Source organism: Lentzea roselyniae (assembly GCF_039537795.1).
Taxonomy (GTDB): domain Bacteria; phylum Actinomycetota; class Actinomycetes; order Mycobacteriales; family Pseudonocardiaceae; genus Lentzea; species Lentzea atacamensis.
The window spans coordinates 86,910-110,097 of record NZ_BAABBE010000027.1; the positions used below are offsets into that span (position 1 = coordinate 86,910).

At 68.8% G+C, this 23,188-nt stretch carries 20 protein-coding genes; 11 read left to right on the forward strand and 9 right to left on the reverse strand.

The annotated features are described in order from the left end of the window. Nucleotides 1-342 precede the first annotated feature (342 nt). Genes ABFX45_RS35450 through ABFX45_RS35470 form a run of 5 tightly spaced genes read left to right on the forward strand, consistent with a single transcriptional unit; the run spans nt 343 to nt 9,270 of the window. Complete coding sequence (locus ABFX45_RS35450; protein ID WP_346134852.1) at nt 343-4,074, forward strand: discoidin domain-containing protein; 3,732 nt, start codon at nt 343-345, stop codon at nt 4,072-4,074. A gap of 25 nt (nt 4,075-4,099) precedes the next feature. Then, the gene (locus ABFX45_RS35455) at nt 4,100-7,429 is read left to right on the forward strand and encodes a CARDB domain-containing protein (protein WP_346134854.1); all 3,330 of its coding nucleotides are present in this window, start codon (nt 4,100-4,102) and stop codon (nt 7,427-7,429) included. 54 nt (nt 7,430-7,483) lie between these two features. Beyond that, nucleotides 7,484-8,335 (forward strand): universal stress protein, encoded by an 852-nt coding sequence (locus ABFX45_RS35460; protein ID WP_112225730.1) that lies wholly within the window; start codon nt 7,484-7,486, stop codon nt 8,333-8,335. A 6-nt stretch (nt 8,336-8,341) separates the two neighbouring features. Beyond that, the gene (locus ABFX45_RS35465) at nt 8,342-8,734 is read left to right on the forward strand and encodes a hypothetical protein (RefSeq protein ID WP_346134856.1); all 393 of its coding nucleotides are present in this window, start codon (nt 8,342-8,344) and stop codon (nt 8,732-8,734) included. Continuing rightward, nucleotides 8,731-9,270 (forward strand): hypothetical protein, encoded by a 540-nt coding sequence (locus tag ABFX45_RS35470; RefSeq protein ID WP_211337739.1) that lies wholly within the window; start codon nt 8,731-8,733, stop codon nt 9,268-9,270. The genes ABFX45_RS35465 and ABFX45_RS35470 overlap by 4 nt, the downstream gene beginning before the upstream one ends. A 1-nt stretch (nt 9,271) precedes the next feature. Here ABFX45_RS35470 and ABFX45_RS35475 read toward each other — a convergent pair whose 3' ends face one another. The 3 genes from ABFX45_RS35475 to ABFX45_RS35485 form a co-directional block, all read right to left on the reverse strand. Beyond that, entirely contained in the window at nt 9,272-10,204 is a 933-nt protein-coding gene (locus ABFX45_RS35475) for an alpha/beta hydrolase (RefSeq protein WP_346134859.1), read from the reverse strand. A gap of 90 nt (nt 10,205-10,294) precedes the next feature. Then, entirely contained in the window at nt 10,295-12,295 is a 2,001-nt protein-coding gene (locus ABFX45_RS35480; RefSeq protein ID WP_346134861.1) for a neutral/alkaline ceramidase, read from the reverse strand. Between the two features lie 25 nt (nt 12,296-12,320). After that, complete coding sequence (locus tag ABFX45_RS35485) at nt 12,321-13,181, reverse strand: EamA family transporter (RefSeq protein ID WP_346134862.1); 861 nt, start codon at nt 13,179-13,181, stop codon at nt 12,321-12,323. A 69-nt stretch (nt 13,182-13,250) separates the two neighbouring features. Here ABFX45_RS35485 and ABFX45_RS35490 point away from each other — a divergent pair, with 69 nt between their 5' ends. Continuing rightward, entirely contained in the window at nt 13,251-14,099 is an 849-nt protein-coding gene (locus ABFX45_RS35490) for a LysR family transcriptional regulator (RefSeq protein ID WP_346134864.1), read from the forward strand. A 21-nt stretch (nt 14,100-14,120) separates the two neighbouring features. On the opposite strand, the gene ABFX45_RS35495 is transcribed toward ABFX45_RS35490, so the two are convergent. The 3 genes from ABFX45_RS35495 to ABFX45_RS35505 all read right to left on the reverse strand — a co-directional run bounded on the left by ABFX45_RS35495 (nt 14,121) and on the right by ABFX45_RS35505 (nt 17,478). Then, complete coding sequence (locus tag ABFX45_RS35495) at nt 14,121-14,849, reverse strand: DUF1963 domain-containing protein (RefSeq protein ID WP_346134866.1); 729 nt, start codon at nt 14,847-14,849, stop codon at nt 14,121-14,123. A 668-nt stretch (nt 14,850-15,517) separates the two neighbouring features. Next, nucleotides 15,518-16,963, reverse strand: coding sequence for an argininosuccinate synthase (gene argG / locus ABFX45_RS35500; protein ID WP_109641628.1), 1,446 nt, complete (start codon nt 16,961-16,963; stop codon nt 15,518-15,520). 8 nt (nt 16,964-16,971) lie between these two features. Next, complete coding sequence (locus tag ABFX45_RS35505; protein ID WP_109641629.1) at nt 16,972-17,478, reverse strand: polysaccharide deacetylase family protein; 507 nt, start codon at nt 17,476-17,478, stop codon at nt 16,972-16,974. 58 nt (nt 17,479-17,536) lie between these two features. Between ABFX45_RS35505 and ABFX45_RS35510 the strand changes: the two genes are divergently transcribed. Then, the gene (locus ABFX45_RS35510; RefSeq protein WP_346134870.1) at nt 17,537-17,893 is read left to right on the forward strand and encodes a MerR family transcriptional regulator; all 357 of its coding nucleotides are present in this window, start codon (nt 17,537-17,539) and stop codon (nt 17,891-17,893) included. 9 nt (nt 17,894-17,902) lie between these two features. On the opposite strand, the gene ABFX45_RS35515 is transcribed toward ABFX45_RS35510, so the two are convergent. Then, nucleotides 17,903-18,382: a hypothetical protein gene (locus tag ABFX45_RS35515; protein ID WP_346134872.1), complete on the reverse strand. Its 480-nt coding sequence runs from the start codon at nt 18,380-18,382 to the stop codon at nt 17,903-17,905. A 78-nt stretch (nt 18,383-18,460) separates the two neighbouring features. Here ABFX45_RS35515 and ABFX45_RS35520 point away from each other — a divergent pair, with 78 nt between their 5' ends. Next, complete coding sequence (locus tag ABFX45_RS35520; protein WP_211337740.1) at nt 18,461-19,282, forward strand: siderophore-interacting protein; 822 nt, start codon at nt 18,461-18,463, stop codon at nt 19,280-19,282. Here ABFX45_RS35520 and ABFX45_RS35525 read toward each other — a convergent pair. Next, a complete protein-coding gene (locus ABFX45_RS35525; protein ID WP_346134875.1) occupies nt 19,252-19,608 on the reverse strand; it encodes a hypothetical protein in 357 nt (118 codons plus the stop codon). The two genes, ABFX45_RS35520 and ABFX45_RS35525, sit on opposite strands and share 31 nt — an antisense overlap. 306 nt (nt 19,609-19,914) lie before the next feature. Between ABFX45_RS35525 and ABFX45_RS35530 the strand changes: the two genes are divergently transcribed. After that, nucleotides 19,915-20,661: an NPP1 family protein gene (locus ABFX45_RS35530; RefSeq protein WP_233440211.1), complete on the forward strand. Its 747-nt coding sequence runs from the start codon at nt 19,915-19,917 to the stop codon at nt 20,659-20,661. 163 nt (nt 20,662-20,824) lie between these two features. Here ABFX45_RS35530 and ABFX45_RS35535 read toward each other — a convergent pair whose 3' ends face one another. After that, nucleotides 20,825-21,496 carry a TetR/AcrR family transcriptional regulator gene (locus tag ABFX45_RS35535; protein WP_109643018.1) on the reverse strand — a complete coding sequence of 224 codons (672 nt, stop codon included), beginning with the start codon at nt 21,494-21,496 and terminating at the stop codon, nt 20,825-20,827. A 93-nt stretch (nt 21,497-21,589) separates the two neighbouring features. Between ABFX45_RS35535 and ABFX45_RS35540 the strand changes: the two genes are divergently transcribed. Both ABFX45_RS35540 and ABFX45_RS35545 read left to right on the forward strand, forming a co-directional pair. Next, entirely contained in the window at nt 21,590-22,315 is a 726-nt protein-coding gene (locus tag ABFX45_RS35540; protein WP_346134877.1) for an SDR family oxidoreductase, read from the forward strand. Continuing rightward, nucleotides 22,315-23,187, forward strand: coding sequence for an SDR family oxidoreductase (locus ABFX45_RS35545; protein WP_346134879.1), 873 nt, complete (start codon nt 22,315-22,317; stop codon nt 23,185-23,187). The genes ABFX45_RS35540 and ABFX45_RS35545 overlap by 1 nt, the downstream gene beginning before the upstream one ends. Nucleotide 23,188: the final 1 nt, after the last annotated feature.

Below are 23,188 nucleotides of genomic sequence, written 5' to 3' on the forward strand. Positions count from 1 at the left end.
CGCAAGTGAGCCCATCGAGATCGAATCAATTTCTGGGTGACGTTCGGGTGCGAACTTCCGGCAGCAGTGCTCAACCCGCTGCTGGTGATCGGCCGTGCGGCGACCACGACGCCGTTCAGGCACCCGAACAACACCCCGTCTTTCCTGTTCAGAGCGGTCTGTCGCAAATTTGCGCAATCACGTCGACATATTGCGGCAATCTGCTGGGCACTTCTACGGTGAGGCGCGCCACACCCCCTCGCGTCCCCACCGAGAAGGGCCAAGCACGCCATGCCATCGACGACACGCGCTCGCTCACGCCTAGCGCCCCTGCTGGCATCAGCACTCACCGCCGCAACGCTCATGATCTCGCCGCCCGCGCAGGCCGCGCCGGTGAGCCTGGATCTGCAGAAGCAGACCCGCATCGACCAGGTCACGCTCAAGGCGTCGCGCAACGGCACGGAGACCTTCGCCGTGCAGACGAGCCTCGACGGCAGAGGCTGGTCGACGCTCGTCGCGGAACGACCACACACGTTCGAGAACGGCCAAGTCACGTTCCGGGTCGACCCGACGCTGGTCCGGCACGTCCGCGCCACCAGGACCACCGCGAAGCTCGAGGTGCACGAGGCGGCCGCGAGCGTGAAGCTGCGGGCGAGCTACAGCGCCAGCAGCACGACGCAGAACTACCAGGCGTCCAACGTCGGTGACGGCGATCAGTCGTCGTACTGGGAGAGCGCGAACAACGCGTTCCCGCAATGGGTTCAGGCCGATCTCGGGTCCGCCGTCAAGGCCGACCGGGTCGTGCTGAAGCTGCCCGCCGCGAACTGGGGCACCCGCACGCAGACGATCGCCGTCCAGGGCAGCACGGACGGCACCGCCTTCACGGATCTGGTGCCCGCCAAGGGATACGAGTTCAACCCGGCGAGCAGCAACACCGTCACCATCGACTTCACCGCTGCCACCACGCGGTACGTGCGGCTGCGGATCACCGCGAACACCGGCTGGCCCGCGGGGCAGCTCAGCGAGTTCGAGGTCCACGGACCGGCCAGCGGTGACACGCGGGCCCCCACCGCGCCGGGCAACCTCGCCTTCACCCAGCCGCAGGCCGGGCAGATCCGGCTCACCTGGAACGCGAGCACGGACGACGTGGGCGTCACCGGCTACGACGTCTACGCCAACGGGTCACTCCGCACGACCGTCACCGGCACGACGTACACCGACGGCCAGCCGGACGGGTTGCGGGTCAGCTACCACGTGATCGCGAAGGACGCGGCGGGCAACCAGTCCCCCGCCAGCAACACCGTGACCAGAGAAGGCGCCGCCGGCGAGAACCTGGGGCAGGGCAAGCCCGTTGTCGCGAACAACCACGTGCACAACTTCGTCGCCGCCAACGCCAACGACGGCAACGTGGGCACTTACTGGGAGTCCAACGGGTTTCCCGGCACGCTGACCGTCCAACTGGGATCGAACGCGGAACTGAGTTCGATCGCGGTCAAGCTCAACCCCGACGCGATCTGGGGTGCGCGTTCGCAGCACGTCGAGGTGCTGGGCCGAGAGCAGAGCGCCACCGCGTTCACCAGCCTGGTCGCCGGACGCGACTACCGCTGGGACCCGGCGAGCGGCAACAGCGTCACGATCGGTGTGTCCGCGCGGGTCGCCGACGTCCAGCTCAGGTTCACGTCCAACACCGGCGCGCCCGGTGCCCAGGTGGCGGAGATCCAGGTGTTCGGCACCCCTGCCCCGAACCCCGACCTCACCGTCACCGGCACGTCGTTCAGCCCCACGAGCCCCGTCGAGACCGACCAGATCACGCTCAACGCGACGGTGAGCAACGCCGGCAGCGCCGCGAGCAGCGCGACCGACGTGACGTTCTTCCTCGGCACGACCGCGGTCGGCACTGCTCAGGTCGGCGCGCTCGCGGCGGGTGCGCAGGCGAACGTCGGCACCACCGTCGCGGCCCGGCCGGAGGGCTCCTACCAGTACACCGCGAAGGTCGACGAGACCAAGAAGGTCGCGGAGCAGAACGAGGCCAACAACTCGCGCCTGCACCCCGATCTTCTTGTGGTGACGCCGGTGCCGAGCTCCGACCTGGTCGCGGTGCCGGCGTGGTCGCCGGGCAACCCGGGCAACGGCCAGAACACCACCTTCACCGTCGCCATCAAGAACCAGGGCACCATCAACAGTGCCGCTGGAGCGCACGGCATCACGGTCACGATCCTGAGCAACGGCCAGACCGTGCGCACGTTCACCGCCGGCCACAACGGCACGATCAACGCCGGCGCCACGACCGCTCCGGTCACCCTCGGCACGTGGACTGCGGCGAACGGCCGGTACACGATCCGCACGACGATCGCCAACGACGGCAACGAGATCCCTGCCAAGCAGGGCAACAACACCAGCGAGCAGTCGCTGTTCATCGGCCGCGGCGCCGGCGTTCCGTGGCAGCACGTCGAAGCCGAGGACGCGGTCATCGGCGGCGGCGCGCAGACGCTCAGTCCGAACCGGACGATCGGAGACCTCGCCGGCGAGGCGTCCGGCCGCCGTGCCGTCACCCTGAACAACACGGGCGCCTCGGTCGAGTTCACGACGAGCGCACCCACGAACACCCTGGTCACCCGCTTCTCCATCCCGGACAGCGCCGGCGGCGGGGGCATCACGTCCAACCTCAACGTCTACGTCAACGGCCAGTTCCACAAGGCCATCGACCTGACTTCGAAGTACATGTGGCTCTACGGCAACGAAGCCTCGCCGCAGAACTCGCCGGGAGCCGGCGGCCCTCGCCACATCTACGACGAGGCGAACGTGATGCTCAACTCGACGTTCCCGGCGGGCACGAAGATCAAGCTGCAGAAGGACGCCGCCAACACCACGAACTACGCGATCGACTTCGTGAACTTCGAACAGGTGTCGGCGGCGGGCAATCCCGACGCCGCGCGCTATGCCGTGCCCGCCGGGTTCTCCCACCAGGACGTGCAGAACGCGCTCGACCGGGTGCGGATGGACACCACCGGCACGCTGATCGGCGTCTACCTGCCCGCCGGCACCTACCAGACCGCGCAGAAGTTCACCGTCTACGGCAAGGCGGTCCGCGTGGTCGGCGCCGGTCCGTGGTTCACCCGGTTCCAGGCTCCGGCGAACCAGGAGAACACCGACATCGGCTTCGACGCGCAGTCGTCCGCGAGCGGCTCGACGTTCAGCGGGTTCGCCGTGTTCGGCAACTACACCCAGCGCATCGACGGGCCGGGCAAGGTGTTCAACTTCGCCGGCGTGCAGAACATGACCATCGAGAACATCTGGGTCGAGCACATGATGTGCATGTTCTGGGGCACCAACGTCGACAACAACGTCATCAGGGACAGCCGGGTACGCGACCTCTACGCGGACGCGATCAACATGACGAACGGGTCGGCGGGCAACCGGGTCGCGAACATCGAGGCGCGCTCGACCGGTGACGACGCGTTCGCGTTGTTCGCCGCCACCGACGCCGGCGGAAGCGGTCAGCGGGACAACGTCTTCGAGAACCTGACGGCGCTGACCCCGTGGCGTGCGGCCGGTGTCGCGGTGTACGGCGGCAAGCTCAACACGTTCCGCAACATCTACGTGGCGGACACGCTCACCTACTCCGCGGTGACGATCAGCTCGCTGGACTTCGGTTACCCGATGGAGGACTTCGGGCCGGAGCCGACGACGCTGAGCGGCCTCACGCTGGTGCGTTCCGGTGGTCACTTCTGGGGCGCGCAGACGTTCGGCGCGATCTGGATGTTCTCGGCTTCCAAGAAGTACACCGGGATCCGGGTGAGCGACGTCGAGATCATCGACCCGACGTACAGCGGAATCATGTTCCAGACCAAGTACAACGGCGCCCACGAGAACATCTTCCAGGACACCGTGCTGTCCAACGTGAGCATCTCGGGTGCGCGCAAGAGCGGCGACGAGTTCGACGCCAAGTCCGGCTTCGGCCTGTGGGCCAACGAGATGCCGGAGCCCGGCCAGGGTCCCGCCGTCGGCGCGGTGACGATCAACGGCATCCGGTTCAGCGACAACTTCCAGGACATCAGGAACACCACGACCACCTTCAAGATCAATATCAGTTGATTTCCCTGCCGTGAAGGACAATTCGATGAAGAACACGCTCTTGAGGCGTGCGGTGAGCGCTGCACTCGTCACCGCACTGGCACTCTTCGGACTGACACCAACGGCGGGAGCGGCGGTCGTCAGGCTCTCCGCCACCCTGACCGCGTCGAGCAACAACGGCCCGTACGGCGCCGGTAACGCCGGTGACGGCAACCAGGGCAGTTACTGGGAGAGCACGAACAACGTGTTCCCGCAGTGGATCCAGGCCGATCTCGGCGCCGCGAGGGACGTCAGCAAGGTCGTGCTGAGGCTGCCCTCGAACTGGGAGCAGCGCACGCAAACCCTTGCCGTGCAGGGAAGCTCGAACGGCGCACAGTTCAGCGACCTCGTGGGCTCGCGCGAGCAGGTGTTCTCGCCCGGCTCGGGCAACACCGTGACGCTGGACTTCGCGGCGACCGGCATCAGGTACGTCCGGGTGACGATCAGCGCGAACACCGGCTGGCCGGCGGGCCAGCTCAGCGAGTTCGAGGTGCACGGCGAGTCCGGCCCCGTCGACCCGCCGCCGACCGGGGACAACCTCGCCCAGGGCAAGCCGGTCGAGGAGTCCGGCCATGTGCACGACTTCGTGGCCGCCAACGCCGTCGACGGCAACACCGGCACGTACTGGGAGTCCAACGGCTTCCCCGGTCACCTCACCGCGAAGCTCGGCGCGAACGCGGACCTCTCCTCGATCGTCGTGAAGCTCAACCCCGACCCGATCTGGGGTGCGCGCACGCAGAACTTCGAGGTGCTGGGCAGGGACTCGGCCGCCACGGCGTTCGCGACCCTGAAGGCGCGGGCGGACCACCGGTTCGACCCGGCCACCGGCAACACCGTGACGATCCCGGTCACCGGCAGGGCGACGGACGTGCGGCTGCACTTCTACTCCAACACCGGCGCACCCGGCGGCCAGGTCGCCGAGTTCCAGGTGTTCGGCTCCGCCGCACCGGCTCCCGACCTGACCGTCACGAACCTGACGTGGACCCCTGCCAGCCCGAGCGAGGCCGACGCGATCAGGCTCACCGCGACCGTGCGCAACGCCGGCACCGTGGCGTCGAGCGCGACGACTCTCAACGTCACCCTCGGCGGCACCTCAGCCGGCACCGCGCAGGTCGGCGGGCTCCCCCCTGGTGCCACCGCCGGCGTCAGCGTGGACGCCGGTCGGCGGGGTGCCGGGTCCTACGCGGCCGCGGCCACCGTGGACCCGGCCAACCAGGTCGCGGAGACCAACGAGGGCAACAACACCTTCACCTCCGGCACTCCCCTGGTCGTCGGCCAGGCACCGGGACCGGACCTGCGGATCACCGGCATCACGCCGAACCCGTCGAGCCCGGCGGCCGGCCAGCAGGTGACGTTCGCGGTGCAGGTGAACAACCGCGGCACCGCGCAGGCCGGTGCGTCGGTGACACGAGTGGCCGTCGGTAGCAGCACGTTGAGCGCCAACACTTCCGCGATCGACGCCGGTCAGACCGTGACGGTCAACGTCGGCACCTGGACCGCCACCAACGGCGGCGCCACTGCCACCGCGACCGCCGACGCGACCGGCCAGGTCGCGGAGACCAACGAGAACAACAACACCGCGACCCGGTCCATTGTGGTCGGACGCGGCGCTTCGGTTCCGTTCACGTCGTACGAGGCGGAGAGCGGCCGGTACCAGGGGCAGCTGCTGGAGGCGGACGCGAAGCGCACGTTCGGGCACACCAACTTCGGCAGCGAGTCCTCCGGCCGCAAGTCGGTGCGGCTCGACTCGCAGGGCCAGTTCGTGGAGATCACCTCGACGGTCAGCACGAACTCGATCGTGGTGCGCAACTCGATCCCGGACGCGGCTGGTGGCGGCGGCCAGGAAGCGACGATCAGCGTGTACGCCAATGACCAGTTCGTGCAGAAGCTCACCCTCTCGTCGCGGCACAGCTGGCTCTACGGCACCTGCGACGACCCGGAGTGCCTCACCAACCGGCCGGGTGGCGACGCCCGCAGGTTGTTCGACGAGTCGTCGTCGTTGCTCGCCAACACGTATCCGGCGGGCACCCGCTTCAAGCTTCAGCGCGACGGGGGTGACAGCGCGCAGTTCTACGTCATCGACCTGATCGACCTGGAGCAGGTCGCACCGGCGGCGCAGCAACCGGCGGAGTGCGTGTCGATCACGCAGTACGGCGCCACCGCGAACGACCAGACGGACGACGCGGACGCCATCCAGCGCGCGGTCACGGCCGACCAGAACGGCGAAATCCCGTGCGTCTGGATTCCGGCCGGCAGGTTCCGCCAGGAGAAGAAGATCCTGACCCGGTTCAACAGCGGCGGCTACAACCAGGTCGGCATCCGCAACGCCACGATCCGCGGCGCGGGCATGTGGCACTCGCAGCTGTTCTCGCTGACCCAGCCGCAGGACGCCGGCACGATCAACCACCCGCACGAGGGCAACTTCGGGTTCGACATCGACGACAACGTGCAGCTTTCCGACATCGCGATCTTCGGCTCCGGCCGGATCCGCGGCGGCGACGGCAACGCCGAGGGCGGTGTCGGGCTCAACGGCCGGTTCGGCAAGAACACCAAGGTCACCAACGTGTGGATCGAGCACGCCAACGTCGGTGTCTGGGTCGGCCGCGACTACACCAACCTGCCCGACCGCTGGAACCCCGGCGACGGACTGCAGTTCAGCGGCATGCGCATCCGTGACACCTACGCCGACGGCATCAACTTCACCAACGGCACGCGCAACTCCACGGTGTTCAACTCGTCGTTCCGCACCACGGGCGACGACGCACTCGCGGTGTGGGCGAGCAAGTACGTGAAGGACCAGTCGGTGGACGTCGGCAGCGGCAACGCGTTCCTCAACAACACGATCGCGTTGCCGTGGCGTGCCAACGGAATCGCCATCTACGGAGGTGCGAACAACCGCGCGGAGAACAACATCATCTCCGACACGGCGAACTACCCGGGCATCATGCTGGCGACCGACCACGACCCGCTGCCGTTCTCGGGCACGACGCTGCTCGCCAACAACGCCCTGTACCGCACCGGCGGCGCGTTCTGGGGTGAGGCGCAGGAGTTCGGCGCCATCACGCTGTTCTCGCAGAACCTGCCGATTCCCGGTGTCACGATCCGCGACACCGAGATCCTCGACTCCACCTACGACGGAATCCAGTTCAAGGGTGGCGGCAGCGGGATGCCGGACGTCGCGATCACCAACGTGCGCATCGACAAGTCCAACAACGGGTCCGGCATCCTCGCGATGGCCCAGGCCCGCGGTTCGGCACGGCTGACGAACGTCACGATCACCAACTCCCGGGACGGCGACATCACCGTGGAACCCGGATCGCAGTTCGTCATCAACTAGCTCACCTTTAGAACCACCTCCGGTCGGGTATCCCCTGGCCGGAGGTGGTCTCTCATGCCGACTGTCGTAGTCGGGTTCGACGGTTCCGACCTCGCCCGCCGAGCCGCTCTGTGGGCCGCCGAGGAGGCTTCCCGCTGCGGCGCGACCCTGCAGGTCGTCCAGGCCGTCCGCTCACCTCTGCCCGAGCCGGTCTTCACCCCCATGTCCACGCCCGTGCCGGAGTTCGTCACCGAGGAGACGATGAGGCGCGCCGCCGAGGACCACCTCGCCGAGCTGGCCGCCGAGATCAAGCGGGACTGGCCCGACCTCCGGCTCGCCACGCGCGTGGGCCTCGGCCGCCCGGTCGACGTGCTCGCCATGGAGGAGGGTGAACTCCTCGTGCTCGGTTCGTCCGGCCGCACCGGCATCGCGGAGATGTTCCTCGGTTCCACCGCCGCCGAACTGGTGTCGATCGGCGGGCGTCCCGTCGTGGTGACCCGCTCCGGCCCCCTGGACGGCCGCGTGGTCGTCGGCATCGACGGCTCCGACACCTCCGCGGACGCGATCGCCTTCGCCTTCGCGTTCGCCTCCCGGCACGGCCGCGAGCTGCTGGCCATCCACGCGTGGAACGACGTCGGCTGGGCCGAGCTGCCGGAGCAGGACTGGGACCACATCCGCGTGGACCTCGCCAAACTGCTCGAGGACCAGCTCGCGGACCACCGCGCGCGGTACCCCGAGGTTCATGTCGCGCAAGAGGTCGCGTTCGACGCACCCGCCCGCGCGTTGCTCCAGGCGGCCGACGGCGCGGCCCTCGTCGTGGTCGGCAGTCACGGCCGCGGCGCGGTGAAGCGTGCAATTCTGGGCTCGGTGAGCCACGCTGTGCTGCACCACGCGCCGTGCCCGGTCGCCGTGGTCCATCGGAGGTGACGCGAGATGCGCGGGTCAGCGACCGTGCTGTTGTGCTTCATGCTGACTTCCTGCGCCGGTCAGCAGCCACCGCCCCAGGCTCCCGCGTCGAGCACGCCGACCGACACGTCGACGCCGAGCATCCCGGCCCCGCTGCCGCCGTCGTCCGCGCCGCTGACCACTCCGTCACGCGCGCTGGACGGCATCACGGTGCGGGGCACGGTGACGGCGGGCGTCGAGGCCGGCTGCCTGATCCTGGACACCGGCACAGCGCAGTACCTGCTGCTCGGCGCGGATCCGGCGATCGCGGTGGCCGGTGCCGAGGTGGAGGTGACCGGGAAGGCCGAGCCTGGGGCGATGACGACCTGTCAGCAGGGCACGCCGTTCCAGGTGACGAAGACCCAGCGGGTGTCGGGTTGACCTCGGCCGCGCCTTCGGATCCGGCCTCGTACGTTCCGCCCGAGTACTTCACGGCCGCCGACAGTCCGAAGTGGGCGCTGAAGCACTGGCTGAACGTGCCTGGGCCGTTCTACACGGGTGAGACCGACACCTGCTGGACCGGTCGCCAGTCCGCACCGCGCCACGTCCTCTACGGCGGCGAGTACCAGAACGAGTTCGTCTACCGCCAGCCCAAGACCAAGGCCGAGGTCGAGTGCCTGCTGTCGGCCGCCGACGACGACCCGTTCGACGGCTACGCCTACGACGGCGACTCGCGGTGGACACCGGACGCCGTCCGCGCCTGGTGGGACCAGCGAGGCCAGGTCGAGGAGCACCTCGCGGCGCTGATCGACGAGTGGACCGCGGACGGGAACTCGTACGCGCTCGATGCTGCCGAGGGCGCACGCGACTTCCTCGCCTACCTGGCAGGCGACCTCAGGACCGATCTGCGGGCCTACCTGTTCCGCCTGGAACAAGGCCGCTACCCGGGAGCCGGCGACCAGCTCCCGGATCTCTGAGTCAACGCAGCGCCTCGCGCAGGAACGCGGCCGCCTGGTTGATCGCTGCCTCGGCGGCGTGCGTACCGCGCAACGCGTTGAGCATCACGAAGTCGTGGATCGCGCCGGCGTACCGGACCGCGGTGACGGGCACACCGGCCTCGCGCAGCTTGTCCGCGTAGGCCTCACCCTCGTCGCGCAGCACGTCCGCCTCAGCCGTGATCACCAGCGCCTGCGGCAGGCCCTCCAGCTGTTCCCTGGTGGCCCGCAACGGGGACGCGGTGATCTCGGCGCGCTCCACCGGGTTCGTCGTGTACTGGTCCCAGAACCACTGCATGGCGTCGCGGCGCAGGAAGTAGCCCTCGGCGAACTGCAGGTACGAGTCGGTGTCGAAGGACGCGTCGGTCACCGGGTAGAAGAGGACCTGGGCCTTGAGCTCGACGTCGCCGCGTTCCTTGGCCTGCAACGTGAGCGCGGCCGCCATGTTGCCGCCGACCGAGTCACCGGCGACCGCGATCCGCGTCGCGTCGAGGCCGTGGTCGGCGCCATTGCTCAGAATCCACTGCGCAGTGGCGTAGTTCTGGTTGATCGCGACCGGGTAGCGGGCCTCCGGCGAGAGCGAGTAGTCGGGGAAGACGACGGCGGCACCCGCGCCCACGGCGAGTTCGCGGACCAGGCGGTCGTGGGTGTGGGCGTTGCCGAACACCCAGCCCGCGCCGTGGATGTAGAGGATGACCGGGAGCTCACCGGTAGCGCCGGCCGGCTTGATCACGCGGACCTTGAAGCCGTCGAGCTCGACCCATTGCTCGTCGACCTCCGGTTTGTCGACGGCACCCGACTGGACCTCGTCGACGGCCTTGCGGCCCTCGGCGGGCGGGATCTCGAACAGGAACGGCGGCTGGGCGGTGGCGGCGGCGAACTCGGCGGCGGCGAGCTCGAGAACTGGGCGCTTCATGGCTGCTCCTTCAGGTCGGATGCCATAAAGCTAGTGCGCGATTAAATCGCGCACAACGTAACTGTCGCCTCACCGCCGCCGGGAATAACCTCAGCCCACCGTGAAGGACGCGGTCGCGCCGGTGAAGCCGGTGATCTTGCCGGTCCAGCCGCTCTTCTCGTCGCCGTGGTGCAGGATCCGGTAGGTGCCCGCGGGCGTGTCCGCCGGGATCTGCCAGGTGATCGTGGCGTTCGAGAACGCGATGCCGACCCGTTCCCACTTGTAGCGCGTGGACCAGTCACCGTCGTCGGCCACGCGCGTCCACTGGCCGTTCACCTGCCGCTGCACCTCCAGGAAGGTGTGGTTGCGGTGCAGGTTGTTCTTCGGGTGCCCTGTGACGAACACGGCCGTCACGGTCTCGCCGCGCGCGTAGGACGACTTCGGAGAGCTCAGGACGTCGCCGTACTTCTTGTCGGCGGGCTTGTCGTCGAGCACGACACCGGTCTGGAGGTTGATGTCGGTGAAGGGCGGCTTGCCCGGCGTCGGACCGGCGGGCAGCGTTGTGCCGTTCTTCATCGACGCCGCGAGCTTGCCGAACTCCTGCTGGTACGCGGGTGTGGTGTTGCGGCCGAACAGCGTGGAGCCGCCCTCGTACTGCTGCGAGTCGTACTCCTCCGGCGTGGTGACGTACTGGCTGTAGTCGTTGGCGTAGCCCTGGATCAGCACGTGCTGCACGGGCACACCGAGTTCGGCGGCGACCGTCTTGCGGATGCGCAGGCCCGCGGTGATCGTGACCTCACCGGGCACCGCGACGAGGTGCAACTGTCCGATTCGGACGATCTGCAGCGGCAGAACGTTCGGCGTCGCGGCGACCAGACCCGTCGGCACCAAAGAGGCCTTCGGGTACTGGCACGACTTCAGCCACTCCGGCACCTCCATGTTGAGCGGCTCGAACAGCTTCTTCAGCGGCGACTGCATGCCCTCGGAGAAGCCGGGGATCGCCGGGCCGTCCTCGATGCTGCCCGCGATCGTCGACGCGCCGACGACTCCCGAGCACGTCGTGCCGGGCTGGCCGGTGGTGGTGAAGCGGCCTTCGACCTGCACGGTCGACATGTCCACGAACCGCATGCGGTAGTCGACGCCGCTGTTCACGGCCTGCTGAGGACCGCGGTAGATCTCCTGCGCCTTGCGGTTCTGGCGCTCACCGATGATGCGGGCGTTCTCCCACTCGTTCTCGGTGGGGCCGGAACCGGGCTTCAGGTTGAGGTTGGGCGACATGTCGCCGGCGTTGGTGTTCGGGAACGCCGCCACGAAGCCCGCGGTGTTGTCCAGGTACCGCACGCCCTCGTCGTCGTGCTCCCACTGGTAGGCCGCGTAACCCTTGTTGTCCGGGCTGATCAGCGTGTTGGCGTTCGTCACCGACGTGTTGTGCGTGGCGAACCAGCTGATCGCGCCGACGTCGTCGCCGGACTGCTTGAACTTCAGCACGGTCATCTGCGGGTCGATGCCCTGCGGGAAGAAACCCTTGTCGGGGTTGCGGTCGAACGCGACGCGCGACCGGTTGACGCTCGCGTTGGTCAGTTCGCCGATGCCGAGGCTGATCGAACCGGGCTTGAGGTCGTCGTGCGCCTCGACGATCGACTCGGTGATGCCGTCGACCACCGCCGCCAGAGCCTGCGGCTGCATGCCGAGGATCGAGAGGTTGTAGGCGAGGTTGTGCGAGTAGCCGCCGGGGCCGCTGTGCGTGTGCGTGGCCGACAGCAACAGGTTCTCGCGCGTGTAGGTGCTGCCGTACTTGGCCTGCAGCTTGCCGAGCACGCCCTCCTGCACCGCACGGAAGATCATCGCGAGGTCGGCGTTGACGTACGCGACGCGCTTGTTCGTCGCCCGGTCGACCACGACGTAGGCCCGCGAACGCAGCCGTTGGTGGATGCCCGTCGTCTTCTGGTCGAACTTGGAGTAGCCCATCATGCCGTTCTCGGCGGCCGGACCGGTGACGTCGGAGATGCCCCTGCCGACGAGGTAGGGCTCGGGCTCGGCCCACGCGAACGGGCCGCTGACCAGGGCCGCACCCGCAAGTGCGGCGACAACCGTCATGACTGCAGTCCGCATGGACACCCCACTAAGTGAAGGTGATTCACATTTCCCGTTGAACGGTAGGTGATCCAGGCCACTTCGAGCAAGTGACTGCGAGTGCATTGGCCGTGACGACCAGCAAGATCCCGGCCCAGTGGTGGACGTCGAGCCGCTCCCTCAGCAGGATCAGCCCGGCGAGCGCGGCGAGCACCGGGTGAACGCTCATCGCCAGCCCGAACAGGCGCGCGGGCACTTTTCTGAGAGCGATCACATCGACCGCGTACGGCACCACGCTGCAGAAGAGTCCCGCGCCGATCGCGTACACGATCGACATCCCGGTCAGTTTCCCGTGCAGCACCAGCAGCACCGCGACCGGGACGTAGAGCGTCGCCGACATCGCGGTCGCGGCGGCGGGCGCCTGCAGTCCGGGCAACCGGGCCCCGACCAGGCTGTTGAGCAGGATGTACGCGGCCCAGCACGCCGCCGCGAGCAGTCCGGCGCCGATACCGAGGTAGTCGCTGCTCGGGCCTGGCAGCACCAGCACGTACACGCCGACGGCCGCGATCAGCACGAACAGGGCGTCCCTCCTGGTGCGCGAGCCTCCCAGCGCGACGGCGAGCGGCCCGAGCACCTCCAGCGTGACCGCGAGACCCAGGCCGATCCGGTCGACCGCCGTGTAGAGGCTGAGGTTCATGGTGGCGAACACCAGGCCGAGCGCGATCGTCGGCCACCACTGCGCCCAGGTGAAGCTGCGCAGGTTCGGCCGGGCCATCGGGAGCAGTACCGCGGCGGCCACGAGCTGACGCACCGCCACGACACCTGCGGGCCCGATCGTGGCGAACGCGTGGGCACCCACCGCAGCGCCGAACTGGCTGCTGGCCGCGCTGGCGGTCATCGTGGCGAATCCACCGAGGCTCCTCATACCGGTCAGCCTGCGGCTTCCGCGTTGATACGGGAAATGCATGAGCCGTTCCAGCTATACGCTGAACGCATGGATCTGCGACACCTGCGGGCGTTCGTCGCGGTCGTGGACGCGGGCACGTTCACCGACGCGGCAAGGGAACTCGGCCTCACCCAGGCGTCGGTGTCGCGAGCCGTCGCCGCGCTGGAGGCCTCGCTGGGCGTGCGGCTCCTGCAACGGTCGACGCGGCACGTGGCGTTGACGGTGACCGGCACGCAGGTGCTGGCCGGCGCACGGCGGGTGCTGGACGAGGTCGCGCACCTGCACCGGATCGCGTCCCAGCCGCAGACCGAGCTGCGGATCGGCTACGCCTGGGCGGCGCTGGGCAAGCACACCCGGCGCGTCCAGAAGGCCTGGGCCGCCGAACATCCCGGCCTGCCGCTGGTGTTCGTCCAAGCGAACTCGCTGACCGCGGGTCTCGCCGAGGGCACCGCCGACGTGGCGGTGGTGCGCAAGGCCCTCGACGATCCGCGCTTCGAAACAGCGTTGCTCGGCACCGAGCGCCGCTACGGCGTGGTCGCGACGGACAACCCGTTGGCGCGCAAGCGCTCGCTCAAGCTGGCCGACTTCGCGCGGTACGGCATCGCGGTCGACGACCGGACCGGCACGACCACTTTGGACCTGTGGCAGCCGGGTGCCGCACCTGCCGTCGTCCGCAACACGCACGGTGTCGACGAGTGGCTGACGCTGATCGCCGCGGGCCAGGCCGTCGGCCTGACGTCGGAGGCCACCGCGAGCCTGAACCCGCGGCCCGGCGTGGCTTATCGCGCGGTGCAGGACGCGCCGCCGATCCCGGTGTGGCTCGCGTGGTGGAAGGACCAGCCGCCGCAGCACCTGAACGACCTGGTCACGCTGGCGTGCGAGGCCTATCGGAGGTGAGGGCGCAGCAGCGCCGGTCCCTCAGTCGATCCACAGCCGGATCGGGTGCTGAACGTCCTGCGGGCAGGTGAGGATGTTCAGGTTCCCGTCGCGGCCGAACGACCACTCGACGTCCTCTCCAGACGGCTCCCTCGTGGCCAGCGCCAGCATCTGCCGTTGCACCGAGCCGCACTCCGGGCAGGTGAACTCGATCGGACCGGACTGCCACCAGCACGTCCAGCCGCCGATCTTCGTGCCCGCCGACGTCTCCGGCCAGTCCTCGTCCCGCAACTCCTCCGGCCGGTCGAACGAGTGCGCGTACTCGGTGAACCGGATCGGCTCGAGCACGTTGACCGTGGGGGTGTAGATCTCCTCCCGCACCGGTGGTTCCGGCTCCTCCTCGATCAGCTCGACCACCGAGGTGGAGTCACGCCACACCAGGCGCACGTCCGGGCCGTAACAGTCGTCGAGGGTGTGTTCCAGCGTGCACAGGAACACCTGCAGCACATCCGTCCCCTCCGGGAACGGCAGCTCCGGGAAGTCGCGCCGGTAGAGCTGCACGGCGCCGACGAACGGCATCCCGATGCCGGCGATGTCCGCGCCGGGAACACCCGGCGACTCCGGGTCGTGCCGCTCGCCGTCGCACCACGGCCACGGCTCGTCGATCGGCCACAGCATCGGGCCGCCGATGTGGCTGTCGGCGTCGGTCGGCTCCCCCGCCAGCGGGTTCAGCAGCACGGCCGGCCGCGTGAAATCCTCCTTCGACGCCATCAGTCGACGTGCAGCTTGATCGGGTGCCGGACGTCCTGTGTGCACGCGAACACGTTCAATGCGCCCTCCTGGCCGAACTCCAACCCGGCGACCGCCCGTTCGGCGACCTCGCAGGAGCACAGCTCCTTCTCGGGTTCCTCGTGGGTGTGAAGAACTAGCAGAAGGCGGCGGTCCGCACCGCAGGCGGGGCACTCCAGCCCGAACGGCGAAGTCTGCCACCAGAACGCCCACCCGCCGACCTTGCTGCCGTTCGCGACCGGCGGCCAGTCCCCGCGCCCACGGGCTGTTCGTCGCGGGTTCGGGAACGACGGCGAGAACGTCCGTGACAGCGGATGATCGCCAGAAGAGCCGCACGCACGGTCCGAAGTGGTCGGTCTCCTCGGCGACGTGCTCCAGCGGGCACATGAGGACCTGGAGCAGGTCGGTGCCGCCGGGGAAGGGCAGCTCGGGGAAGTCCCGCGCGAACAACTGCAGTGCGCCGGTCAGCGCGACGGGGACGCCGAAACTGTCGGCGGGCCACAGCATCGGCCCGCCGATGTGGCTGTCGCGCACTCCCGGCGAGCCCGCTGCCGGATGCAGACGAACAGCGGGCCGTGCCCACCCCCCATGATCGACACGAAGGAGCAGGCTAGCTCCCGGCCCCGGTGAAGGGGCCGGAAGCGGGGAAATCAGTCCGTTCCCGACTCCATCGCCGCCGAGTCGAGCAGCTCGTCGGCCGCCGAGACGGTGCCGCGCGAGGCGATGGCCTCGGCGCCGCCGTCCGGCACCTCGCCGATCAGCTTCGTCGGCTCGGCCTGGGCGGAGATGAGCGCCGACTGGCGGGTGCCGACCATGCCGAGGGCCGCGAAGAGTTCCAGCTTGGCGCGCGAGTCCGCGATGTCGAGGTTGCGCATGGTCAGCTGGCCGATGCGGTCGACGGGGCCGAACGCCGAGTCCTCGGTGCGCTCCATCGACAGCTTGTCCGGGTGGTAGCTGAACGCCGGGCCGGCCGTGTCGAGGATCGAGTAGTCGTCGCCGCGCCGCAGCCGCAGCGTGACCTCACCGGTGACCGCGGAGCCGACCCAGCGCTGCAGCGACTCGCGCATCATCAGCGCCTGCGGGTCGAGCCAGCGGCCCTCGTACAGCAACCGGCCGAGCTTGCGGCCCTCGTTGTGGTACGCGGCCACGGTGTCCTCGTTGTGGATCGCGTTCACGAGCCGGTCGTAGGCGATGTAGAGCAACGCCATGCCGGGCGCCTCGTAGATGCCGCGGCTCTTCGCCTCGATGATGCGGTTCTCGATCTGGTCGGACATGCCCAGACCGTGGCGGCCGCCGATGGCGTTGGCCTCCAGCACGAGGTCGACGGGGCTGCCGAACTCCTTGCCGTTGATGGTGACCGGGCGGCCCTGGTCGAAGCCGATCGTCACGTCCTCGGTCGCGATCTCGACCGACGGGTCCCAGAACTTGACGCCCATGATCGGCTCGACGATCTCGATGCCCTCGTTGAGCAGCTCGAGCGACTTCGCCTCGTGCGTCGCGCCCCAGATGTTCGCGTCGGTCGAGTACGCCTTCTCGGTCGAAGCCCGGTACGGCAGGTCGCGCTGCAGCAGCCACTCGGACATCTCCTTGCGGCCGCCGAGCTCGGTCACGAACTCCGCGTCGAGCCACGGCTTGTAGATCCGCAGCGACGGGTTCGCGAGCAGGCCGTAGCGGTAGAACCGCTCGATGTCGTTGCCCTTGTAGGTCGAGCCGTCGCCCCAGATCTGGACGTCGTCGTCGAGCATGGCGCGCACGAGCATGGTGCCCGTGACCGCGCGCCCGAGCGGAGTGGTGTTGAAGTACGCGCGGCCACCGGAGCGGATGTGGAACGCGCCGCACGCGAGCGCCGCGAGACCCTCCTCGACGAGCGCCGAGCGGCAGTCCACGAGCCGCGCGATCTCGGCACCGTAGGTGCCTGCGCGGCCGGGGACCGTCTCGATCTCAGGCTCGTCGTACTGACCGATGTCCGCGGTGTACGTGCACGGCACCGCACCCTTCTCACGCATCCACGCGACCGCGACGGAGGTGTCGAGACCACCGGAGAAGGCGATGCCGACGCGTTCGCCGGCGGGAAGTGAAGTGAGCACCTTGGACACGTTGAGAATTATGCACGACGATGTATGGACATGCACGTCGGGGTGTCTGTTAGTTGCGCCTCAGCGATGTCGTCGCAGGTGGTGAGCCACAGATCGGGTTCGGCCGCGAGGCGGGCGAGGGCCTGGCCGAGGTGCTTGTAGCGCAGCGGCCAGCCCGGCGTGAACGGCCGCAGCACAACAGGCCGGGCGTCCAGGCAGCCGACGTCGTAGGTGAGCGGGGAAGGCACCGGCGACTGCCCGCACCAACCGCGTGGCGGCGTGCCGGTCGCACGCTCGATGGCACCGACCGCCTCGATCTCGCTCGCCAGCCACACCCAGTTGCGCGCTTCACCGGCCGTGATGAGCTGCGGGTACTGCTCGACGGCCGCGCGGGTCACCGGGACGCTGGCGCGGATGCCGTTGTGGTCGAGCGCGTCGATGGTGTGCCAGATGCCGACACGGGCGCTGTAGTCACGCCAGCCGTGGTCGTTCGTGATGTCGAGCAGGATGTACACCGCCTGCTTGTCCCTCGTCATGGCCGGACGGTAAAACCTGACATGCGTGTCAGGTTCAAGCTCTGCCGTGGGGGCAACGATGAAGATCGGCGAACTCGCGCGACGCACGGGCGTCCGCGAACGGTCCTTGCGCTACTACGAACAGCAGGACCTGCTGACGTCCACCCGCACGGCCGGCGGCCAGCGCGAGTACTCAGAGCGGGCGGTGGACCGGGTGATCAGGATCCAGGAGCTCTTCGCGGCCGGGCTGTCCAGCAAGAAGATCGCGCTGATGCTGCCGTTCCTTCGCGACCGCGACGGCCGGCCGTGCGAGATCCCCATCCCCGCGCTGGTCGCGGACCTGAGGAAGGAACGCGAGCGGATCGACCGGATGATCGCCGACCTGCAGAACACCCGCTCCGTGCTCGACGACGTGATCGAAGCCGCGGAGGGTTAGCACAGCACGCTAGTCCTGGTCGAGCTCGTTCACCTTGTCCTGCATGCGCTGGAGGCCGCCCTCGTGCTCGTCTGCGCGCATCGCGGTGATGGCCGCGAACAAGTGCGCGCCGGTGTACGGATCCTGTTCCTTGCGCTCGTAGATCTCGCCGAGCGTCACGTTGTACATGGCGTGCGACATCGCCGCGAGCAGCGCGCGCGTCCGCAGCCCCACACCCTTGGGCGCGACGGCGTCGATGATCGGCGTGACGCGTTCCCAGACCTCGTCCGGCGGGCCGGGCGGGTAGACCTGGTTGAGCGCGAGCAGGCCGTTCTCCAGCGAGCCCATCACCAGGCGGATCTCGTCGTCGTCCTCGGGCAGCAGCCGTTGGACGCTTTCGGCGTCCCGTTCGTGATAGGCGATCGCGAGCCGCAGGCCGATCGCCTGACTCCGGCTCTTCTCCTCCGGCGAGGCGAACCACCACTGTTGCTGAGCGGTCCTCGGAAACATGACAGGCAGTCTGCCGGTCATCCCCCGTTTCCGCCCGAGGGTTTAGGCAAGCCTAACCAAAGGTGTACGTTGCTCGGCATGTCGCGCTACTCCGCCCTCGACAGGTTCGCGCTCAAGGCTGCCACCAAGGCCTCCGAGCTGGTGATGGCCCCCGCGAACCGCCGCGAGGTCTTCGAACAGTTCGTCATGACCGTGACGGCGGTGACGGAGCTGAGCGCACACATGAGGCGCGTGACGTTCCACGCGCCGGAGTTCGCCTCGTTCGAGCTGACGGGCCCCGACGAGTACTTCGGCCTGATGGTGGCGACCGGCCGCGAACTGGTCATGCCAGCCGACGACCGGATCAACGTCCGCTCGGCGCTGCGCGCCATGCCGGAGGACGTGCGGCCCGACCTGCGCTGGTACACGATCCGCGCACACCGGCCCGCCGTCGCCGAGATCGACGTCGACTTCGTGCTGCACGGTGACGCGGGGCCGGGCACGCGGTGGGCTCGCCGGGCCATCGCGGGCGACAAGGCGGGCTTCCGCGCGGGCGGGTCGGCGTACCGGCCACCTGCCGATGGCTCGGTGTTGCTCGTGGCCGACGAAACCGCGTTGCCGGCGTTGTCCGCGATTCTCGAGAACGGGACGCGGCCGGTGCAGGTCTTCGTCGAGGTGCCCGACGAGTCCTACCGGGTTGATCTGGACGTGGAGTGGGTGTTCCGCGGTGCGGACGAGCCGGGGTCCGCGGTGCTGAAGGCGATCGCGGGCAAGGCGCTGTCCACGGTGGACTACGGGTGGGCGTGCGGTGAGTCGGGGCTCGCGACCGGGATGCGGCGGCATCTGGTGAAGGACCGCGGGGTGGACCGGAAGGCGGTCATGTTCAGCGGCTACTGGAAGGTCGGGTCCGCCCGGCTGTAGGACGGGCCGCTCAGCCGCAGCGTCTCGGCCACGACGGGGTCGGTGGCCGCCATGCCGTACCGGTGCTCGCACACCGCCAGGACGATCCGTTCCGCGTCCTCGGCGGCCGGCGGGGTGTTCGCCACGTAGTCGGCGGCCATCAGCAGCATCGGGTGGCTGGCGCTCCCTTGCGGCGGCAGGTGGCCGTGGACGGGCGGCACCACAGCGCCGAGCCGCTGGTAGAAGGCGATGCACCGGTGCCTGACCAGTTCCTCCGCGGGGCCGATGCCGGGCTGGGCCGGGTCCTCGACGTCGTAGATGATCCGGGTGTGCCCCGCGGCCGTCATCTCGTCACGCAGGTGCGTCCACAGGCGCGCGCCGAGGCCGCGGCCCTTCTCCCCACGGTGAAGTAGCGCAGGTAGACCCAGCCGGTGTCGGCGAGCACCCGCAGCACCGCCAGGCCCAGCGGCTTCGTCGTTCGGAGCGACGTTCTTGATCGAGTTCAGGCGTGTACGGGACGTCGCCGGACCATGAATGAATTTCCCGGTACGGCAAAGATTCGGCGAACCATCTAGACGTGAACGCTGTTCATGTACCACCTTCTGCCTCGCAAGCCTCTCCGCTACCCCTGCTCACCGGAATCGAGGCCCCTGTTGAGGAAGTTCCTGCCCGCGCTGACCGGCGCGCTCCTGATCACCGCCCTGCTGCCCGCCGTCGCGTGGGCTGATCCGCCCCAGGCGATCCCTGCCAACCACGCGGCAGAGGACGGCAAGTGGCAGCCGGCGTTCGACTACGACGGCGACGGCTGCTACCCGACCCCGGCGATCTCGCCGACCGGTCAGGTGGCGACGGGCCTGAAGAACTCGGGCGCGCTGAACGGCAACTGCCACGACCGGTCCGACCTGGACAACACCAACTCCTACAGCCGCTCCAAGTGCAACAACGGCTGGTGCGCCTACCTGTACGACCTGTACTTCGAGAAGGACCAGGCCGTGCCGGGCTGGGACTGCTGCGGCCACCGGCACGACATCGAACACGTGATCATCTGGGTGCAGAACGACGTGGCCCAGTACGTCTCGACGTCGGCGCACGGCAAGTACAGCACCTACTCGCGCGACAAGGTGGCGTGGGAAGGTACCCACGCCAAGATCATCTACCACAAGGACGGCGCCGGCACGCACTGCTTCCGGCTCGCGGGCTTCAACGAGCAGGCCGAGAACCACTACGGCGTCTACCAGTACCCCGACCTGGTCAGCTGGGACCGTTTCCCGGCCGGGGTGCGCGACATCCTGGTGAACGCCAACTTCGGCAGCGCGTCGCTCGCGATCAAGGACGGCGCGTTCAACCACAACCTCGGCATCGCCAAGCCGGCCGGGATCCCGTTCGACCCGAACGCCTAGTGGTGTGACCCGGAAGGTTGCCGGGGAATTCGCGGTCAGACGGGTGCATCGTGGTGGCGCCCCCCGCGTCCTCGTACTGGTTGTACGGGGGCGCGGGGGCGGTGCCGCGAGGCGCGCTGCTGAGCGTGAATCACCTCGTCAACGTTCCGGGACGCGCAACTGGTTACTTCGCTACGCGGTCGAGCCATTCGGCCAGGAGGGCCCGTTCCGCTGGAGACAGCATCAGGGGCGGGTCCTCCTCCAAGGCGACGCGCAACGCGATCGCGCGACTGGGGATGTCCGTCGGCTCGTCCGGTGAGACGTCCGTCGTGATCGCCCTGATCACCTGCTCCCGCGAGAACGTGATCAGCTCCAGGTCGCGTTCGGGTTCCGGCGTCGCGATGAGCGACAGCACGACGCCCATGCCCGCCGCGTGCACGAACTGCGCGGCCTGCTCGACCGGGACCGTCAACCGGCCCACCGCCGCGATGCGGCTGATGATCTCGCGGAGCATCGCGTCCGCCTCCATCCGCGCCTCGCGCTTGCGCGGTTCGCCGTACATCAGCAGGTAGAACGCGGGCCGCGCCAGGCCGAACCCGATGTGCAGCTCCCACCCGCGACGCAGGTCGTCGACAGGGTTGTCGCTGGCGCCCATGGCGTGCTTGGTCGCGAGGTAGTCGGAGAAGCCGTAGGCCGCGACGGCGTCGAGCAGGCCGTCCTTGTCCCCGAACAGCCGGTACAGCGTCGGCGCCTGCACACCCGCCGCCGACGCCACCGCGCGCGTGGAGACAGCTTCCTTGCCGCCCTCGATCAGCAGGTCGGCCGCAGCCTTCACCAACCGCTCTCTCGTGTCCATGTAACGACGATAACACGCAAGAGGTAGCGTCGATTCGATATCGGTGATACGTTGTTGGTGTTAGCAACGGAAACGCCAGCTGGGAGCACTGCTATGACTCGGGTTGCGATCGTCACCGGCGGGTCGAGGGGCATCGGACGGGCAGCGGCCGAGCGTCTCGCCGCGGACGGCATGGCCGTCGTCATCGTCTACGCCGGCAACAAGGTGGAGGCAGACAAGGCGGTCGAGGAGATCAAGGCGGCAGGTGGTCAGGCCATCGCCGCACAGGCCGACGTCGCGGACGAGATCGCCGTGGCCGCCGCGTTCGACCTGGCCGCGGAGACGTTCGGCGGCGTGGACGTCGTCGTGAACTCCGCCGGAATCATGCCGCTGGGCACGGTCGCGGACATGGACCTGGAGGTCTTCGACCGCATCCAGCGCACCAACGGCCGCGGCACGTTCGTCGTGTCCCAGCAGGCGGCCCGCAAGCTGCGCAACGGCGGCGCGATCATCAACGTCTCGTCGTCGGTCGTGGGCCTGCGGTTCCCTCAGTACGGCGCCTACGCCATGACGAAGGGCGGTGTCGAGGCGCTGACGCTGATCCTGGCCCGCGAGCTGCGCGGCCGTGACATCACCGTGAACGCCGTCGCCCCCGGCCCCACCGCCACCGCCCTGTTCCTGGAGGGCAAGGACGAGGCGACGATCGACAACCTCGCGAAGCAGGCACCGCTCGAGCGCATCGGCACGCCGGAGGACATCGCCGAGGTCATCTCCTTCCTGGCGGGCCCCGCCCGCTGGATCAACGGTCAGGTCGTTCGTGCGAACGGAGGCATCATCTGATGGGCAAGGTCATCGTTGTCACGGGAGCATCCAGCGGTTTCGGCGCGTTGACGGTGCGGGCACTGGCTCGCGCGGGCCACACCGTCTACGCCGGCATGCGGGAGACCACGGGCCGCAACGCGCCGGCCGTCGCCGAGCTCGGGGCGTTCGGCGCCGAGAACAACGCCGACGTGCACGCCGTCGAGCTCGACGTGCAGTCTCAGGCCTCGGCCGACGCGGCGATCGAGCTGATCATCGCCGAGCAGGGCCACCTCGACGTGGTCGTGCACAACGCCGGCCACATGGTCACCGGCCCGGCCGAGGCCTTCACCCCGGAGCAGTACGCGGCCCTGTACGACGTCAACGTCCTCGGCACACAGCGGGTCAACCGCGCCGCACTGCCGCACCTGCGCGGTCGGCGTTCCGGGCGCGTCGTGTGGGTGGGTTCCAGCTCGACACGTGGCGGCACTCCCCCGTACCTGGCGCCGTACTTCGCGGCCAAGGCGGCGATGGACGCGGTCGCGGTGTCGTACCGCGCCGAGCTCCTCCGGTTCGGCATCGAAACCACGATCGTCGTGCCGGGCGCGTTCACCCACGGCACCAACCACTTCGCGCACAGCGGCACGCCCGCCGACGGTGACGTGGCCAAGGCCTACGAGGAGCTCTACCCCGGCCTGATGGACCAGGTGGGTGCTCGCCTCGCCGAGCTGGAGCCGCCGTGGGCGTCCGTCTCGGCCGTCGCTGACGCGATCGTGGACGTCGTCGACGCGAAGAAGCCACCGTTCCGCGTGCACATCGATCCGTCCGACGACGGCGCCGAGGTCGTGAACAAGGTGGCGGACCGGGTCCGCAGCGAGTTCCTCCGCCGGGTGGAGCTGGCCGACCTGATCTGAG

What these genes read in the sequence shown, in the direction of transcription:
- ABFX45_RS35450 (WP_346134852.1), top strand. Translation starts at nt 343, where the DNA reads ATGATCTCGCCGCCCGCGCAGGCCGCGCCGGTGAGCCTGGATCTGCAG.
- ABFX45_RS35455 (WP_346134854.1), top strand. Translation starts at nt 4,100, where the DNA reads ATGAAGAACACGCTCTTGAGGCGTGCGGTGAGCGCTGCACTCGTCACC.
- ABFX45_RS35460 (WP_112225730.1), top strand. Translation starts at nt 7,484, where the DNA reads ATGCCGACTGTCGTAGTCGGGTTCGACGGTTCCGACCTCGCCCGCCGA.
- ABFX45_RS35465 (WP_346134856.1), top strand. Translation starts at nt 8,342, where the DNA reads ATGCGCGGGTCAGCGACCGTGCTGTTGTGCTTCATGCTGACTTCCTGC.
- ABFX45_RS35475 (WP_346134859.1), bottom strand. Translation starts at nt 10,204, where the DNA reads ATGAAGCGCCCAGTTCTCGAGCTCGCCGCCGCCGAGTTCGCCGCCGCC.
- ABFX45_RS35480 (WP_346134861.1), bottom strand. Translation starts at nt 12,295, where the DNA reads ATGCGGACTGCAGTCATGACGGTTGTCGCCGCACTTGCGGGTGCGGCC.
- ABFX45_RS35485 (WP_346134862.1), bottom strand. Translation starts at nt 13,181, where the DNA reads ATGAGGAGCCTCGGTGGATTCGCCACGATGACCGCCAGCGCGGCCAGC.
- ABFX45_RS35490 (WP_346134864.1), top strand. Translation starts at nt 13,251, where the DNA reads ATGGATCTGCGACACCTGCGGGCGTTCGTCGCGGTCGTGGACGCGGGC.
- ABFX45_RS35495 (WP_346134866.1), bottom strand. Translation starts at nt 14,849, where the DNA reads ATGGCGTCGAAGGAGGATTTCACGCGGCCGGCCGTGCTGCTGAACCCG.
- ABFX45_RS35505 (WP_109641629.1), bottom strand. Translation starts at nt 17,478, where the DNA reads ATGACGAGGGACAAGCAGGCGGTGTACATCCTGCTCGACATCACGAAC.
- ABFX45_RS35510 (WP_346134870.1), top strand. Translation starts at nt 17,537, where the DNA reads ATGAAGATCGGCGAACTCGCGCGACGCACGGGCGTCCGCGAACGGTCC.
- ABFX45_RS35515 (WP_346134872.1), bottom strand. Translation starts at nt 18,382, where the DNA reads ATGTTTCCGAGGACCGCTCAGCAACAGTGGTGGTTCGCCTCGCCGGAG.
- ABFX45_RS35520 (WP_211337740.1), top strand. Translation starts at nt 18,461, where the DNA reads ATGTCGCGCTACTCCGCCCTCGACAGGTTCGCGCTCAAGGCTGCCACC.
- ABFX45_RS35525 (WP_346134875.1), bottom strand. Translation starts at nt 19,608, where the DNA reads ATGACGGCCGCGGGGCACACCCGGATCATCTACGACGTCGAGGACCCG.
- ABFX45_RS35535 (WP_109643018.1), bottom strand. Translation starts at nt 21,496, where the DNA reads ATGGACACGAGAGAGCGGTTGGTGAAGGCTGCGGCCGACCTGCTGATC.
- ABFX45_RS35540 (WP_346134877.1), top strand. Translation starts at nt 21,590, where the DNA reads ATGACTCGGGTTGCGATCGTCACCGGCGGGTCGAGGGGCATCGGACGG.
- ABFX45_RS35545 (WP_346134879.1), top strand. Translation starts at nt 22,315, where the DNA reads ATGGGCAAGGTCATCGTTGTCACGGGAGCATCCAGCGGTTTCGGCGCG.